The following is a 15,226-nucleotide window of genomic DNA, read 5'->3' on the forward strand; positions in this document are numbered from 1 at the left end:
CTCTTGCTCACTTCTTGGTGGTCACCCACAGGTTGATCGTGCCGTCGATGACGACCGTCCCGTCGGCGAGCTCGCCCCGGACCCGCACCGGCAGGTCGCCCTCGGCGGTGTCCCACTGCTCCTGGTCGGTCTCGGCGATGCAGGTGACGTCGCCGGTCGCCTTCGCCGTGTAGGACACGGTCATGCCCTTGGGGATCCAGCGCTTCGTGTCCGGGATGGTGGCCTCGGCGAGCCCGCCCATCGCCATCTCCAGGCCGTTGCACAGCGCGATGGCGTGCACCGTGCCGATGTGGTTCTGCACGCTGCGGCGCTTCGGGATCACGACCGAGGCGTAGTTGGGTCGCAGCTCGGTCACCCGGGGGTGGATCGAGGCGAAGTACGGCGCCTTCTGGCTGAACGCGATCGAGAACACGCGCTTGCCGAGGGTTCCGCCGACGACGGGCAGGCTGGTCGTGGTCTTCCAGAGGCTGTGGACCTGGGTCATGGACCCGAGATTACTCGTCGGTAACCTTCCGCGCGAGCCGGGTCAGGGGTTCGTGCCGACCGTCACACCGCCCGGTCCGATCCCGACCGTGGTGGGGAGCAGCGGCAGGTCGAGCTCCAGCGTCACGCCGCGCCGACCCTCGCCGGGGAGCGTGATGGTCACCGGACCGGCACAGATCCGGCGGTCACCGCAGTCGGTCGGGTTGGCCTTCGCCGGGGGCGCCGGGGGCGGCGGGGTGACGGGCGGGACCGCCGGCGGGGCGGCCGGTGGAGCGACCGGCGCGGGGCTGGGGCCGGGCTTCGGGCTCGACGGCTTCGGGGTCGACGGCTTCGGGGGCGAGGACTTCGGTGTCGGGGCCGGCGCGGCCGCGGGTGCGCTCGCCGCGGGCGGGGCTGCCGCAGCGGCGGGTGCCGGGATCGCCGGCGCCGGAGCCGCTGCCGGGGCGTCGCCGGCGGGCGGGGCCGCCTCGGCCACCGGCCGCGAGGCCGCGGGCACCCGGCGCGGGTCGTCACCGCCGTGGAGCCCGGCGAAGGCCGCGGCCGCCACCGCAGCCACGGCGACGGCCGCGGCCACCGCCGCGACCGGTCCACCGGCGCCACCCGAGGCCCCACCGGACGCGCCGCCCGTGGTGCCACCGGAGGCGCCGGCCGCTCCGGCGGCAGCACCGCCGGCCGCCGTACCTCCTGCGAGCCACAGGGCACCCTTCGTGCCGGCGGGCAGGGCCAGCAGGACGATCGGGAGGACGTGGACGGCGAGCTTCTGGTTGACCCGATCGACGACGAGGAAGGCGCTTCGGCACGACGTGCAGCCATCGAGATGGGCGCCGAACCGCTGCTCGGCGCGCGCCCCGAGGTCGCCCCGGGCGTACTGGCTCATCCGGTGGTGCACCCAGCGGCACTGCTCGCGCGCCGGCTCCGGGCCGGCGTGCAGGTCGAGGTAGGCCCGCTTGAGGCCCTCGCGGGCGCGGTGGGCGAGAGAGGAGACGGCGCGGGGCTTGAGGTCCATCAGGGTCGCGACCTCGGCGGGCTTGCGACCCTCGACCTCGACATGCCACAGCACCTTGCGCCAGCTCTCCGGCAGGCTGGCGAGGGCATCGACGGCCACCGTCTCGTCGAGGCCCTCGACCGCCTCCTCGGGACTGACCTCCGCGGTCTCGGCCTGCTCGAAGAGCCACGGCTGGTCCGAGGCGACCGACTCGCGCTGCGAGCGCAGGCCGTCGCGGTAGCCGTTGCGGATCGTGACGTGGAGATAGGAGCGGAAGCTCGCGGTGGGGCCGCCGCCGGCGCTCAGCTGTCCGAGGACGCGGGAGAACGACTCGGCGACGAGCTCCTCGGCGGCGTCGGGACCGACCAGGATCCGGGCGAGATGGCGGGCGCCGTCGACGTGCTCGCGGTACAGCTCCTCGAACGCACCGGCGTCGCCGGCTCGCACCCGGTCGAGGAGCTGCTCCTCGTGGGTGCCGGACGCGTCCTCGCCCATCCGATCCACCGCCCCGATCTCCGTCGTCTCTGTGTCGTTTCCGCGTTGTCTCCGCGGGTTGTCAGGGTCTCCTGACCCGTGTCCAACGAGCGAGCCCGCCTCCGATGATGCACGGAACGCGAAAAACTTTCTCACGCGAGACGAAAATCGCGTGATGTTCGGGTCCGCGCTCCGTCCAGTCCGGTGAAGGCCCCGCCCGGGGCGGGCACCGGATCGATCGGAGAGAGATGAGCACGACGCGACCGACCGCCACGCGTTCGCTTGCTCCCGTCGTCGCGCTGCGCCCCCGCTCCCTGACCCGCCGGGCGGACGCCCTGCGCGCGCACGTGGACGTACGCCGCGCGGCCGGGCTGCCCCACGAGCAGCTCTTCCTCGACGTCATCGACGAGACCCTGTCCCGCACGCGAGGGGTGCAGGCCGAGGACCTCGACGTGTGGGAGCGGCTGCTCGCGCTCGTCGAGGAGCACGAGGACATCTCGCACACCCTTCCGGCCTGTGCCGCCGCGGCGAACCTCGTCGGGCTCGCGCTCTTCGGCGATGTCGAGGAGCTCGCGGCCCTCTCCGGGCTGGCCGACGAGCTCGGCCACGACCGGCTCGCGCGCCTCCAGCACCGCTACGGCACCGCCCTCGAGACCGACGCGCGCCTGCCCGTGACCACGGCCGCGATGCGCCGGATGCTGGTGCCCGGCCTGGTCCGGCGGCTCGCGTCGCACCCGGGGACCGCTCCGCGCAGCGGCACTATCGACGACACCTGCCTGCGCGCCGCGCACGCCCTCCTCGTGCAGGGGGTCGACCGGGCCTGGACCGTCCCGCTGCTGGACTCCGTGGAGGAGCTCGTCGACATCGCGGCGCACGGGACGGTGCACGAGTGGCGCCACCACGTCGCGATGATCATGGCCGACCCCTGGTCGCCGTACGCGAGCCGGATCGTCGAGCTCGCGGACCAGGCGGGCCCGTCCCACGCGGTCGCGGTGTTCAGGTCGGTCGTCGACCTGTGCCGCGCCCAGGACCGCGGTCACCGCGTCCCCGGGCACGTCCACCACGCGACCCGCCGATCCCGATATCCGGGCGGCCGGGCCGCCCCCTGAGCAGCCGAGGCGGCTGCGGCGCCGATCCGACCCGGCTGGGGGGCCGGGAGGAACGGCGCAGGGCAGCAGCGTCTGGGGGGATGCTGCGGGCCCGGACCCCGACAACGGGACGCAGCCGCCTCGGCTCCGCACCACCACCGCGGGCGGGAGCAACAGCCGCCGGGGTTCCCCGGAGGGAGGGGAATCCCGGCGGCTGCGTCCGTCCTCGCGACCAGAGCCGGCGCGACTCAGCCCTTCCGCGCCACCACGAAGATCCGGCGGAAGGGCAGGACCACGCCGTTCCCGTCGTCGGGGTACGCCGCGCGCAGACGGGCCTTGAGCTCCTCCTCGAAGCGTGCCCGCAGGCCGTCCGGGAGCGCCTGCAGGGTCGGTCGGGCACCTGTGCCGGAGATCCAGGTGAAGACCGGGTCGGGTCCGCGCAGGACGTGGAGATAGGTGGTCTCCCACGCGTCGACGGTGCAGCCGAGCGCCTGCAGCGCGCGCAGATAGGTCCGTGCGCCGTGGGCGTGCGGAGCGGCGACGCCCGCGGTGTGGACGTCGTAGGGCGGCTCGGCGGCGAGCTCGGCGCGCAGCGTGTGACTGGGCTCGTCGTGGTTGCCCGGGACCTGGAGGGCCAGCCAGCCGCCGGGCGCGACGGCGCGGACGAGGGCCGGCATCAGGTCGAGATGCTCGGGCAACCACTGCAGGGTCGCGTTGGAGACCAGCACGTCGACGCTGTCCGCGGGCGCGCCCGCCAGCCAGTCGCGGAGGTCCGCCCTGTGGAAGGCCACCCGCTCGGCGGCCGAACTGTCGGAGGCGGCACGGATCATGGCGTCACTGGAGTCGACACCGGTGATCGCCGCGGCCGGCCAGCGATCAGGGAGGAGGGAGGTGAGGTTGCCAGGTCCACAACCGAGGTCGACCACGACCCGTGGCTCGACGGCGGCGACCCGGCCGACGAGGTCGAGGAACGGGCGCCCGCGCTCGTCGGCGTAGGTCAGGTAGCGCTGGGGATCCCACCCGGAGCTCACGTGTGGCGCACCCCCTCGCGGAGGTGCTCGAGGATGCGTGCGTTGACGACGTCGGGGCGCTCGACCTGGAGGAAGTGGCCGGCGCCGTCGACGACGCCCACGCGGCCGCCCGCCGGCAGGCGGCCTCCGATCCTCTCGGCCCAGCGCACGTCGAGGCAGCCGTCGTCGGCGCCCTGCAGGTAGAGCAGCGGCACCCGCGGCTCGCCGGTCCAGTCCTGGGCCAGCGACCGGTAGCGCACCGGGAGCCGGTCGGGGCGGCGTTGGGCGCGGTAGTAGCCGATGGCGGCGGCCTTGTGCGCGTCGTCGGGCATGGCTGCCGCCAGATGCGCCAGGTCCTCGCCCGGATCGTGGCCCGGGGACCAGCGGCGCCACAGGTGCGCGACGAGGGCGTCGAAGCGCTGCTCGGGCAGTCGGGGCAACTGGTTGAAGAGGGTGTACCAGCTCAGCCCCGCCTGGCGGGGCAGGATCCGCAGCCAGCGGCCGAGGTCGTCGCGGCGCGGCCCCATCACGGAGAAGGGAGGAACGGCCAGCGAGACGATCACGCCGAACGGGTTGGCGCTCGACGCGGCGATCCCGTTGGCGGTGATCGCGCCCCAGTCGTGCCCCACGAGCACGGCGCGGTCGTCCCCGCCGTGCACGCGATGGAGACCGAGCACGTCGTGCATGAGGGCTGGGACGTGGTAGCTGCCGTCGACCGGGAGTGTGCTGGGCGCATAGCCGCGGGTGAACGGGGCCAGCACGCGGTAGCCCGCGTCCGCGAGGGCGGGCCCGAGGTGGCGCCAGGTGTGTGCGGTGTCCGGGAACCCGTGGAGGAGCAGGGCCAGCGGGCGCTCGTGGTCGTCGAGGTCGCCCCAGGTCAGGCCGGCCAGCACGACCGGGCCGAGGTCGGTGGTGCGGATGCTCACGCGTCGACCCTACGCCGCATTTATCTTGATCTCAAGATTCTTGATCCGTCGGCTAGGGTGGGGTCGTGCGGGACGAGGTGGACGAGCTGATCGAGGCGTGGGCGCGTGAGCGCAGCGACCTGGACCTCGGCCCGGTGGCGGTGTTCAGCCGCATCTCGCGGCTGGCGCACCACGTGGACCGGGCCCGCAGGCATGCGTTCACCACCCACGACATCGAGTCTTGGGAGTTCGACGTCCTGGCCGCGCTGCGGCGGGCCGGCGAGCCCTACGAGCTCTCCCCCGGACGCCTGCTGCGCGAGACCCTGGTGACGAGCGGGACCATGACCAACCGGGTCGACCGGCTGACGGCCCGGGGACTGGTCGAGCGGCACCCCGACCCCTCCGACCGCCGGGGCGTGCTCGTCCGGCTCACCCCCGAGGGGAAGGAGGCCGTCGATGGCGCCTTCACGGCCCTCCTGGAGGCCGAGGGGGACCTGCTGTCGGGGTTGTCGCAGGACGCTCAGTCCGAGCTCGCCGGCCTGCTCCGGCGCCTGTTGGTGCCGTTCGCCGACTGACCCTGCCCCCAGGCAGCTCTCAGTCGAGCAGCTCGGCGGCCTCGAGCCACTCCAGCTCCGCGGCCTCCTTCTCCTCGTGGAGCGCGGCGAGCTCGGCGCCGATCGTGGCGAGCCGTTCGGGGTCGGTCGCGTGCGCGGCCAGCTCGGCGCTCAGCTCGGCCTCGCGGTCGTGGAGCCGGGCGAGGACCTTGTCCAGGCGGGCGACGGTCTTCTTCGCGGCGCGCTCCTCGGCGGACCCGGACTTGGCCTTGGGCCCCGTGGCGGGCACCGTGGCGGGCACCGTCGCTGGGCTCTCGGTCGCGACGCTTGCTCGATCTTCGCCGCGGTTCGCGGGGAGCTCGCTCCTCGCCCCCCGCTCCCTGCGCTCGAGGTACTCGTCGACGCCGCGGGGCAGCATCGAGATCCGGCCGTCGCCGAGCAGCGCCCAGACCGAGTCGGTGACGCGCTCGAGGAAGTAGCGGTCGTGGGAGACCACGACGAGGGTGCCGGGCCAGCCGTCGAGGAAGTCCTCGAGGACGTTGAGCGTCTCGATGTCGAGGTCGTTGGTGGGCTCGTCGAGGAGGAGCACGTTGGGCTCGGTGAGCAGGAGCCGGAGCAGTTGGAAGCGGCGGCGCTCACCGCCGGACAGGTCGCCGATCCGGGCGGTCAGCTTGTCGCCGGTGAACCCGAACCGCTCGAGCATCGAGGACGCGCTGATCTCGCCGTCGGCGGTGCGGGTGACGCGGCGGATGCCCTCGACCGTCGCGAGCACGCGGGCCTCGGGGTCGTCGAACTCGACGTTCTGCGAGAGGTGCTGGATCGCGACGGTCCGGCCGTGGCGCACCTGTCCGGCCGACGGCGCGGCCTCCCCGGAGAGCAGCGAGAGGACCGACGTCTTCCCGGCGCCGTTGACCCCGACGAGGCCGACCCGGTCGCCGGGTCCGAGCCGCCAGGTGGCGTGGGAGAGCAGCTGGCGGGTGCCTCGGGAGAAGTCGACGTCCTCGACGTCGATGACGTCCTTGCCGAGTCGCTGGGTCGCGAAGCGCTGCAGCTCCAGGCGGTCGCGCGGCGGCGGGACGTCCTCGATGAGGGCGTTGGCGGCGTCGATGCGGAACTTCGGCTTGGAGGTCCGCGCCGGAGCGCCGCGGCGCAGCCAGGCGAGCTCCTTGCGGACGAGGTTCTGCCGCCGCGCCTCGGAGGCCGCCGCCTGGCGCTGCCGCTCGGCCTTGGCGAGCACGAAGGCGGCGTACCCACCCTCGTAGGTGTCCACGACGCCGTCGTGGACCTCCCAGGTCTGCTGGCACACGGCGTCCAGGAACCAACGGTCGTGGGTGACCACGACCAGGGCGGAGGAGCGCGCGGCCAGGTGCGCGGCGAGCCAGGCAACGGCCTCGACGTCGAGGTGGTTGGTGGGCTCGTCGAGGATCACCAGGTCGTGATCGCCGAGCAGCAGGCCGGCCAGCGCGCAGCGGCGACGCTCGCCGCCGGACAGGCCGTGGACCGCGCGGTCGAGGTCGACGCCGGCGAGGAGGACGTCGACGATCTCCCGCAGCCGGAAGTCGGCCGCCCACTCGTGGTCGGCCATCCCGCCGAGCACGACCTCGCGGACGGTGTGGGTGTCGTCGAAGTCGTCCTGCTGGGCCAGCACGCCGACCAGCAGGCCGCGCTGGCGCGAGACCCGGCCCTGGTCGGGCTCCTCCGCGCCGGTCATGATCCGCAGCAGCGTGGTCTTGCCGTCGCCGTTGCGGCCGACGATCCCGATCCGCTCACCCTCGCCGACGCCGAGCGACACGTCGGTGAGGAGGGGGCGGACGCCGTACGACTTCGAGACCCGCTCGAGGCTCAGCAGGCTGCGCGGCTCAGCCATAGGTCACCACGTGCGCTCCGGCGACGGGGCCGGGGGCGAGGGTGCAGCGGAGTCCCTGCTCGGTCAGCTCGGCCACCGTGGTGCGCGCCTCCTCGACGTCCTCGTGCAGGACCAGCAGGGTCGGGCCCGAGCCGGAGAGCAGCACGCCGTCCGGGGACAGGGTGCGCAGCCGGACCTCGACGTCGACCAGGTCAGGGCGCAGGTCGCGGGCCGCGGCCCACAGGTCGTTGGCCAGGAGGTCGCCGATCTCGTCGGTGTAGCCGGTCGCGAGGGCCGCGACCAGGGCGTCGGGGACCGGCGGCTCGACCGGGGCGTCGGGCACGAGCTCGTCGAAGTGGGCGTAGACCGCCGGCGTCGACAGCCCGTCGTCGGACAGCACCACGACCCACCACACCGAGCTGGCGTCCTCGACGGGGGTGACGATCTCACCGTGGCCCGTGCCGAGCGCCGTACCTCCCAGCAGGGCGAACGGGACGTCGCTGCCGAGCCTGCCGGCGATGCGCAGCAGGTCGTCGTCGGAGGTCTGCAGGTCCCAGAGCCGGTCCAGCGCCAGCAGGCTCGCCGCGGCGTCGGCGGAGCCGCCGGCCATGCCGCCCATCACGGGGATGCCCTTCGCGATCGTGATCCGCGCGGCCCGGTCGATCCCGTGATGGGCCGCCAGCGCCTTCCCTGCCCGGATGGCGATGTTGTCGTCGTCGAGGGGTACGCCGTCGGCCGGCTCGGTCAGCCCGACCGCCCAGTGGTCGGACTCGACGACGGTGACGTCGTCGTAGAGGCCCACCGCCTGGTAGACGGTGGCGAGGGCGTGCTTGCCGTCGGGCCGCAGGCCCCCGACTCCGAGGTGGAGGTTGACCTTCGCGGGGGCCCGCACCGTCACCTGCGTCATGCACTGCCTCTCGGAACGGCCGCAGCCTCGTGGAGGGCGACCGCGATCGCCACGAACTCGTCGATGCCGAGAGCCTCGCCGCGGGTCAGCGGGTCGATGCCCGCCGTCCGCAGGGCCGCCTCGGCCTGCTCCGCACCTCCGGCAAGGGTGCGCAGCACGCCGCGCAGGGCCTTGCGGCGGTGCGCGAACGCGGCGTCGATCACCGCGAACACCTCCTCGCGACTCACCTGGTCGGTCGGCGGCTCGCGGTGGGTCCACGCGACCAGGCCGGAGTCGACGTTGGGCGCGGGCCAGAAGACGTTGCGCCCGATCGCCCCCGCCCGCCGTACGTCGGCGAACCAGGCCGCCTTGGCCGAGGGCACGCCGTAGGTCTTCGATCCCGGCGGCGCGGCCAGGCGGTCGGCCACCTCCGCCTGCACCATGACCAGGCCGTGCTCCAGCGACGGCAGCAGGGCCATGAGGTGGAGCAGGACGGGGACCGACACGTTGTAGGGCAGGTTGGCCACCAGCGCCTGGGGCGGCGGGCCGGGGATCTCGGTGACGCTCAGGGCGTCCGCGAGCACGACCCGGAACCGCTCGGCCTGGTGGGGCGCGAAGGTGGCGATGGTGGCCGGGAGCTCGGCGGCCAGCACCGGGTCGATCTCCACGGCGGTCACCTCGGCCCCCACCTCGAGCAGGGCCAAGGTGAGCGACCCGAGCCCGGGGCCGACCTCGAGGACCACCTCACCCTCGGCCACCCCGGACTCGCGCACGATCCGGCGCACCGTGTTGGCGTCGATCACGAAGTTCTGACCGCGCTGCTTGGTCGGCCGCACGTCCAGCCGTGCAGCAAGCTCCCGGACCTCCGCCGGGCCCAGCAGCCGCGGCGCGGAGGTCTCAGGCATGTCCTCAGGCTATCGGCTCTCCACGAAGTGCCAGGTTCGGCCCGGCGAGGTGCCAACCCAGGACCTGCGAGGTGCCAGTTCGGGACCTGCGAGGTGCCAGTTCGGGAACCTGCGAGGTGCCGAATCCGGTCCCTGTGGATTCCGGGGACCGTCACCCGCCCGCCGGCGGACGCGCGCTGGCACCTCGGGGGTCCTTGGGTGGCACCTCGGGGGTCCCTGGGTGGCACCTCGTCAGCGCGGGAGGCCCAGCTTCGCGGCACAGCCCGGCCAGGCGCCGTACCCGCCCGAGGCGTCGCGGAGCCGGGTGGCGATGCGGATCTGCTCCTCGCGGGAGGCCTGGTGGGGGTAGCCGGAGCCGCCGTTGGCGCGCCAGGTGCCGACGTTGAACTGCAGGCCGCCGTAGTAGCCGTTGCCGGTGTTGATGTGCCAGTTGCCGCCGGCCTCGCACTGGGCGAGGCGGTCCCACACGGTGTTGCCGGACTCGACGACCGGCTTGGTGCCGACCTTGACGACCTCGGGGGTCGGCTCGGCGGTCACGGTGGAGGTGACCTCGACGCGACGCACGACCTTGCCGTTGCGGACGGTGACCTTGTAGGTGACGTCGCGGGTGCCGGGGACGCCTTCGGTGACGACCTTGGACTGGCCCTGGTACATCGAGTCGTCGGAGACCTTCTGCACCGGCGCCTTCACCACCTCGCCGGTGACCGAGCGCTCACGCTTCTCGATGTCCGTGAACACGATCCGGTCGCCCTCGGTGAGCTCGGTGCCGCGGGCGGGGCGCACCTTGTCGTACTCGTCGAGATCCACGCCGACCTCGGCCAGCGCGTCCTCGACGGTCAGCGCGGGGACCTCGCGAGTGACCGGGTCCTGCCCGGCGAGCACGAACGTGAGCTGCTTGGGGGTGACCACGTCGATGGCGGCACCGCCGCGGTCGATGTCGGCGCCACGGCTGGTGGAGAGGCGGCTGTCGGGGTCCACGACGCCGATCTCGGCGAGGGCGCCGCCGACGTCGGTGGCGGTGACCCAGTGGGTGCTCGTCACCCCGTCGACCGTCAGCTCGACCGGGCGGCTGAACCGGATCGCGATCCGGTCGCCGGCCTCGACCCGCTCCCCGGGACCGGGCTGCACGATGTCGCGCCCGGTCACCTCGATGCCCTCGTCACGCAGGACGTCGGCGACGGTGTCGCCCATCGTGGAGACGGTGCGCTCCTTGCCGTCGACCGACAGCCGGACCTCGGTGCTCATCGAGGAGTAGCCCCACGTCACCGCGGACACCGCCAGGAGGACGGCGGCGACGGTCAGCGTGAGGACCTTGCGGCTGTGGGCCAGTCCGAGGAAGGCGGTCCTCAGAGTCTGGCCGGAGGCGAGCTGGGCGAGGGTGGGGTGCGCAAGTCGCACGATTCTCCGAACGTCGTACTGCCCGGGCCTCGAGCGACCAGCTCGGATCCGACCCCCCTCGCACGGGCCGTGGAGGCTGTGCGTCGGCGGTCGGATCGGTGGTGAGCTGGTCGAGGAACTGCTTCCCGATCCCGGCCGTCAGTCATCCACGAGAACAGCCGCCGGCCCGGAATGCCAACTTGGCGAGGCCCCTCACCGCTGGTCCGGGTGACCTGATTCACGCGCGGTGCGTCTCATCCGTCACAGGGGTCACACGACGGCGTGACGGCTACCAGGAGCCGCCGAAGGCCCGCTCGGTGTTGGCGTCGATCGCCGCGCACAGCTCGGTCAGGTCGTCGCCCCGCTCGGCGGCCATGGCGCGCACCGTGAGCGGGACGAGGTACGACGCGTTGGTGCGCCCGCGGTGGGGCACCGGCGTGAGGTACGGCGCGTCGGTCTCCACGAGCACCCGGTCGAGCGGCGCGATCCGCAGCGCCTCCCGCAGCGGATCGGCGTTCTTGAACGTCACCGTGCCCGCGAAGGAGAGGTGGGCGCCACGGTCGAGGCAGGCTCGGGCGAAGGCGGCGTCGCCGGAGAAGCAGTGCATCACCCACCGCTCGGGGGCTCCCTCGCCGTCGAGCACCTCGAGGACCTCGTCGTGGGTGTCGCGGTCGTGGATGACCAGCGTCTTGTCGAGCCGCTTGGCGATGTCGACGTGCCGGCGGAAGGACTCGATCTGGACCGCCCGGCCCTCCTCGCCGGTCCGGAAGGCGTCGAGCCCGGTCTCCCCCACCGCGCGCACCTTCGGGTGCGCGCCGGCGAGGCGCTCGATCTCGTCCCACGCGGCCTCGAGCGCGGCCCGCCCGCCGTCGGCGAGGATCCGCGGCGCCTCGTTGGGGTGCAGCGCCACACCGGCGACCAGCTCGGGGTGCTCGGCCGCGGCGGCGACCGCCCACCGGGCACCGGGCAGGTCGCAGCCGATCTGCACGATGCGTCGTACGCCGACGGCGGCCGCCGCGGCGATCGCCTCTCCCGCGGGGCGGGGCTGCTCGTCGCCGCGACCGATGTCGAGGTGGCAGTGGTTGTCGACGACCGGGTGGGGCAGCGGCTCGGGCGCGGAGATCATGCCGACCGCACCCGGTCGAGGATCGCCTCGGCGAGCGCGTCGGGCGCGTGCGTGGGAATCCAGTGCGAGACGCCCTCGAGGGGGACGAACCGGAAAGGAGCGTCGACCCACCGGTCGGTGTGCTCGGGGCCCCAGCGCTCCACGGCGACGTCCTGGTCGCTCCACACCATCGTGGTCGGCACGGTGACCTTGCGGCGCAGCAGGCCCGGGCCGGCGAGCGGGAGGGCGCGGTACCAGTTCAGGGCGGTCGGCAGGATCCCGGCGTCGACGATCTCGGCGCGGAAGCGGCGCACGTCGTCCTCGCGCATGCCGAAGGACGACACCATCCGGTCGGCGATGCGACCGCCGCTGCCGAGGAGACGCTCGGGCACGAGGGGCACCTGAAAGGCGGCCATGTACCAGGAGTGCAGCAGCTGAGGGGATCGCACCATGGCGGCCAGGAACGCCGCGGGGTGCGGCACGGAGACGGCGGTCAGGCTCGCGACCCGCTCGGGGTGGTGGGCCGCGAGCAGCCAGGCGGGGATCGCGCCCCAGTCGTGTCCGACCACGTGCACCCGCCCGCCCACCGCGTCGGCGAGGGCGAGCGCGTCACCGAGCAGCTCCTCCGCCCGGTAGTCACGCCGCCGCGACGGCCGCGCGCCGGGCGAGTAGCCGCGCTGGTCCATCGCGACCGTGCGGTAGCCGGCCTTGTGGAGCAGCGGCGCGACATGTCGCCAGCAGGTGGACCGCTCGGGGAAGCCGTGCAGCAGCAGGATCGGTTCCGCGTCGGCCGGCCCCTCGTCGTACACATCGAACGTCAGGCCGTCGCGGACGACGCTCGTGATCGGCTCACCCATCGATGTGCACCACCTGGTAGACGTCTCTCTTCGGGAGCCCCGCCCGGCCGGCGACCGTCGCGATCGCCTCCTTGCGCCGCATCCCGGTCTCCTCGAGCTCGGCCACCGCGGCGCGCAGGCTGTCGGGGTCCGTCGCGACACCGGCGCCCGGGGTCGCGCCCGTCACCACGATGGTGACCTCGCCGCGTACGCCGTCGGCGGCCCAGTCGACGAGTGCGGCGAGGTCGTCTCGCCGCACCTCCTCGTGGGTCTTGGTCAGCTCGCGGCACACGGCGGCGGCCCGCTCGGCGCCGAAGGCGTCGCGCATCGCCTCGAGCGCCGCCTGGGTGCGGTGGGGTGCCTCGAAGAACACCATCGTGCGCTGCTCGTCCGCGAGGTCGGCGAGCCGGCGCGAGCGCTCCCCCGCCTTGCGCGGCAAGAAGCCCTCGAAGCAGAACCGGTCGACGGGCAGACCGGACACGGCGAGCGCGGTCAGGACCGCCGAGGGCCCGGGGACGGCCGTGACCCGGATGCCGGCCGCGACGGCCGCCGCCACCAGCCGGTAGCCCGGGTCGGACACGCTCGGCATCCCGGCGTCGGTGACCAGCACCACCCGCTCCCCGCTCTCCAGCGCCTCGACGAGGGCGGGCGTGCGGGCCGCCTCGTTGCCCTCGAAGTAGGACACGACGCGGCCGGACAGCTCGATGCCGAGGTCGGTGACCAGCCGGCGCAGCCGCCGGGTGTCCTCGGCCGCGACGACGCCCGCGGCGGCCAACTCCTCGGCCAGCCGGGGCGGTGCGTCGCCGACCTGGCCGATCGGCGTACCCGCCAGCACCAGGACTCCAGTCACGGCACGATCCTTGCAGACGTGGGTCGTAGGGTGACTCACCGTGACCGTCGTCGGCCTCTCCCGCACCGCGCTCGGTCGACGGGTGCCATTGGGGGTCGAGCGGGCGGCGAGCCCGATCCGGCGGCTGTCCGGCCGGGAGCGGCTCGTCGGATGGGCCGGGCCGATCGCGCTGACCCTGCTGGCGTTCGGACTGCGGCTGGTCGGACTCGGCAATCCGCACCGCTTCGCCTTCGACGAGACGTACTACGCGAAGGACGCGTGGTCGCTGCTCAACAACGGCTACGTCCAGACCTACCTGAGCGACGCCGACGGCAAGACGAAGACCGACATCAACGCCGACATCCTGGCCGGCCATTCGGACAAGGTGTGGACGGGCGAGCCGTCGCTGGCGGTGCATCCGGACGTCGGCAAGTGGCTGATCGCGCTCGGCGAGAAGGCCTTCGGGATGGACCCGTTCGGCTGGCGGATCGCCTCCGCCGTCGCGGGTGCGCTGATGGTGCTGGTCATGTGCCGGCTGGTACGACGGATGACCGGCTCGACGACACTGGGCTGCATCGCCGGCACGCTGCTCATGCTCGACGGCCTGCACTTCGTGCTCTCGCGTCTGGCCCTGCTCGACATCTTCCTGGCGTTGTTCCTGCTCTGCGCCGTGGCCTGCCTGGTGGCCGACCGCGACTGGCACCGGGCGCGCCTCGCGCGGCGGGCGCGTCGTACGGACGACGGGGTCGCACTGACGGGCTGGGGTCCGCCGGTGCTGTTCCGGCCGTGGCTGCTGGCCTCCGGCGTCTGCTTCGGGCTGGCGATCGGGACCAAGTGGACCGCGCTCTACCCGCTCGCGGCGCTGGGTGTGCTGTGCTGGATCTGGAGCGCGGGCGCGCGTCGCTCGCTCGGCATCCGCTGGCCACTGGTCAAGGGCGCGATCGCGGACGGCATCCCCGCGTTCCTCTCGCTGGTCGTGGTGGCCCTGCTGGTCTACATCGCGACCTGGGGCGGCTGGCTGGCACACGCGAAGGAGTACGAGGAGCACCTCAGCTCCACGCAGTACCGCCAGTACACCGGACAGGGGCACTGCGAGAAGGAGAAGGAGAAGGAGAAGGAGAAGGAGAAGGAGAAGGACTCCGACGACGAGCACTACGTCGCCGAGCACCTCGACACCTCGAAGAAATGGCCGACGGCGAGCGAGAAGGACGCGAGCGGCCCCGGCGAGGCCTGGCAGTCGCTGCGCTCCCTCTGGTACTACCACCAGGACGTCTTCACCTTCCACACCCACTTCCTCGACTGCTCCACGCACTTCTACGAGTCGAAGCCGTCGAGCTGGCTGCTCATCAACCGACCGGTCGGCGTCGCCGTCACCAACGACATCTCACCGGACGCTCCCGGCTGCGATGCTCCCGCGGACAGCGACTGCATCAAGCAGGTGGTCCTGCTGCCGACGCCCGTGCTGTGGTGGGGCGGCGTGCTGGCGCTTTTGTTCGCGGTGGTGATGTGGATCGGCGCGCGCGACTGGCGCTACGGGCTCGCCGTCGTCGGCGCGCTGTCGGCCTGGCTGCCGTGGATGCAGTACGACGACCGGCCGATCTTCCTGTTCTACGCGATCGCGATCCTGCCGTTCACCGTCATCGCCCTGACCCTGACGATCGGGACCTTGATCGGGCCCTCGCGCGCACCCTCGGCGCGGCGTACCGCCGGCGTCGTGGTGGGCGGCGCGTTCGTCGTGCTGACGCTGGTGAACTTCGCCTGGTTCTGGCCGATCTGGACCAACCAGATGCTGACCCACAGCGAATGGCTCGACCGGATCTGGTTCTCCCGCTGGGTGTAGGCACGTCTCGCTGGTTGGTGGTGCGAGGCGCCTGGGCCCCGAGCTCGAAGCCTCCGGGCAGCCCCGGCGCGCCGATGTCCCCGCGAGCAGGTGGCTGGCGGGG

General features: G+C 73.2%; 14 protein-coding genes. 3 read left to right on the plus strand and 11 right to left on the minus strand.

Going from position 1 to position 15,226, the window contains the following annotated elements:
* Window positions 1–7: 7 nt before the first annotated feature.
* Together FHP29_RS04240 and FHP29_RS04245 are read right to left on the minus strand one after the other, a co-directional pair.
* A complete protein-coding gene (locus tag FHP29_RS04240) occupies window positions 8–484 on the minus strand; it encodes a hotdog fold domain-containing protein (protein ID WP_139621597.1) in 477 nt (158 codons plus the stop codon).
* A gap of 42 nt (window positions 485–526) precedes the next feature.
* Window positions 527–1,963 (minus strand): sigma-70 family RNA polymerase sigma factor, encoded by a 1,437-nt coding sequence (locus FHP29_RS04245; RefSeq protein ID WP_139621598.1) that lies wholly within the window; start codon window positions 1,961–1,963, stop codon window positions 527–529.
* A gap of 227 nt (window positions 1,964–2,190) precedes the next feature.
* Here FHP29_RS04245 and FHP29_RS04250 point away from each other — a divergent pair, with 227 nt between their 5' ends.
* A complete protein-coding gene (locus FHP29_RS04250) occupies window positions 2,191–3,051 on the plus strand; it encodes a hypothetical protein (protein WP_139621599.1) in 861 nt (286 codons plus the stop codon).
* A gap of 227 nt (window positions 3,052–3,278) precedes the next feature.
* On the opposite strand, the gene FHP29_RS04255 is transcribed toward FHP29_RS04250, so the two are convergent.
* Together FHP29_RS04255 and FHP29_RS04260 are read right to left on the minus strand one after the other, a co-directional pair.
* A complete protein-coding gene (locus tag FHP29_RS04255) occupies window positions 3,279–4,061 on the minus strand; it encodes a methyltransferase domain-containing protein (RefSeq protein WP_139621600.1) in 783 nt (260 codons plus the stop codon).
* Window positions 4,058–4,966, minus strand: a complete 909-nt coding sequence (locus tag FHP29_RS04260; protein WP_139621601.1) for an alpha/beta fold hydrolase — start codon at window positions 4,964–4,966, stop codon at window positions 4,058–4,060. The genes FHP29_RS04255 and FHP29_RS04260 overlap by 4 nt, the downstream gene beginning before the upstream one ends.
* A gap of 65 nt (window positions 4,967–5,031) precedes the next feature.
* Between FHP29_RS04260 and FHP29_RS04265 the strand changes: the two genes are divergently transcribed.
* Window positions 5,032–5,520 (plus strand): MarR family winged helix-turn-helix transcriptional regulator, encoded by a 489-nt coding sequence (locus FHP29_RS04265; RefSeq protein WP_139621602.1) that lies wholly within the window; start codon window positions 5,032–5,034, stop codon window positions 5,518–5,520.
* 19 nt (window positions 5,521–5,539) lie between these two features.
* Here the strand turns inward: FHP29_RS04265 and FHP29_RS04270 are convergent, their stop codons facing one another.
* From FHP29_RS04270 to rsmI, 7 genes are all read right to left on the minus strand, one after another.
* Window positions 5,540–7,366, minus strand: a complete 1,827-nt coding sequence (locus tag FHP29_RS04270; protein ID WP_139621603.1) for an ABC-F family ATP-binding cassette domain-containing protein — start codon at window positions 7,364–7,366, stop codon at window positions 5,540–5,542.
* Window positions 7,359–8,252 carry a 4-(cytidine 5'-diphospho)-2-C-methyl-D-erythritol kinase gene (locus tag FHP29_RS04275; protein WP_139621604.1) on the minus strand — a complete coding sequence of 298 codons (894 nt, stop codon included), beginning with the start codon at window positions 8,250–8,252 and terminating at the stop codon, window positions 7,359–7,361. Before FHP29_RS04275 ends, FHP29_RS04270 begins: the two co-directional genes overlap by 8 nt.
* A complete protein-coding gene (gene rsmA / locus FHP29_RS04280; RefSeq protein WP_139621605.1) occupies window positions 8,249–9,136 on the minus strand; it encodes a 16S rRNA (adenine(1518)-N(6)/adenine(1519)-N(6))-dimethyltransferase RsmA in 888 nt (295 codons plus the stop codon). Before rsmA ends, FHP29_RS04275 begins: the two co-directional genes overlap by 4 nt.
* A 231-nt stretch (window positions 9,137–9,367) precedes the next feature.
* Window positions 9,368–10,534: a resuscitation-promoting factor gene (locus FHP29_RS23075; protein ID WP_275669416.1), complete on the minus strand. Its 1,167-nt coding sequence runs from the start codon at window positions 10,532–10,534 to the stop codon at window positions 9,368–9,370.
* A 268-nt stretch (window positions 10,535–10,802) separates the two neighbouring features.
* On the minus strand, window positions 10,803–11,639 hold the full coding sequence (locus FHP29_RS04290) for a TatD family hydrolase (RefSeq protein ID WP_139621606.1): 837 nt from the start codon (window positions 11,637–11,639) through the stop codon (window positions 10,803–10,805).
* Window positions 11,636–12,475: an alpha/beta fold hydrolase gene (locus tag FHP29_RS04295; protein WP_139621607.1), complete on the minus strand. Its 840-nt coding sequence runs from the start codon at window positions 12,473–12,475 to the stop codon at window positions 11,636–11,638. Before FHP29_RS04295 ends, FHP29_RS04290 begins: the two co-directional genes overlap by 4 nt.
* Window positions 12,468–13,304 carry a 16S rRNA (cytidine(1402)-2'-O)-methyltransferase gene (gene rsmI, locus FHP29_RS04300; RefSeq protein ID WP_139621608.1) on the minus strand — a complete coding sequence of 279 codons (837 nt, stop codon included), beginning with the start codon at window positions 13,302–13,304 and terminating at the stop codon, window positions 12,468–12,470. Before rsmI ends, FHP29_RS04295 begins: the two co-directional genes overlap by 8 nt.
* A 40-nt stretch (window positions 13,305–13,344) precedes the next feature.
* Here rsmI and FHP29_RS04305 point away from each other — a divergent pair, with 40 nt between their 5' ends.
* A complete protein-coding gene (locus FHP29_RS04305; RefSeq protein WP_240044300.1) occupies window positions 13,345–15,123 on the plus strand; it encodes a dolichyl-phosphate-mannose--protein mannosyltransferase in 1,779 nt (592 codons plus the stop codon).
* Window positions 15,124–15,226: the final 103 nt, after the last annotated feature.

This window comes from Nocardioides albidus (assembly GCF_006335005.1).
GTDB classification, from domain to species: Bacteria; Actinomycetota; Actinomycetes; order Propionibacteriales; family Nocardioidaceae; genus Nocardioides; species Nocardioides albidus.

Excerpts from the sequence above, each read along its gene's own strand:
- FHP29_RS04275 (WP_139621604.1), bottom strand. The coding sequence starts at position 8,252 with ATGACGCAGGTGACGGTGCGGGCCCCCGCGAAGGTCAACCTCCACCTC.
- rsmA (WP_139621605.1), bottom strand. The coding sequence starts at position 9,136 with ATGCCTGAGACCTCCGCGCCGCGGCTGCTGGGCCCGGCGGAGGTCCGG.
- FHP29_RS04270 (WP_139621603.1), bottom strand. The coding sequence starts at position 7,366 with ATGGCTGAGCCGCGCAGCCTGCTGAGCCTCGAGCGGGTCTCGAAGTCG.
- FHP29_RS04245 (WP_139621598.1), bottom strand. The coding sequence starts at position 1,963 with ATGGGCGAGGACGCGTCCGGCACCCACGAGGAGCAGCTCCTCGACCGG.
- FHP29_RS04295 (WP_139621607.1), bottom strand. The coding sequence starts at position 12,475 with ATGGGTGAGCCGATCACGAGCGTCGTCCGCGACGGCCTGACGTTCGAT.
- FHP29_RS04250 (WP_139621599.1), top strand. The coding sequence starts at position 2,191 with ATGAGCACGACGCGACCGACCGCCACGCGTTCGCTTGCTCCCGTCGTC.
- FHP29_RS04240 (WP_139621597.1), bottom strand. The coding sequence starts at position 484 with ATGACCCAGGTCCACAGCCTCTGGAAGACCACGACCAGCCTGCCCGTC.
- FHP29_RS04290 (WP_139621606.1), bottom strand. The coding sequence starts at position 11,639 with ATGATCTCCGCGCCCGAGCCGCTGCCCCACCCGGTCGTCGACAACCAC.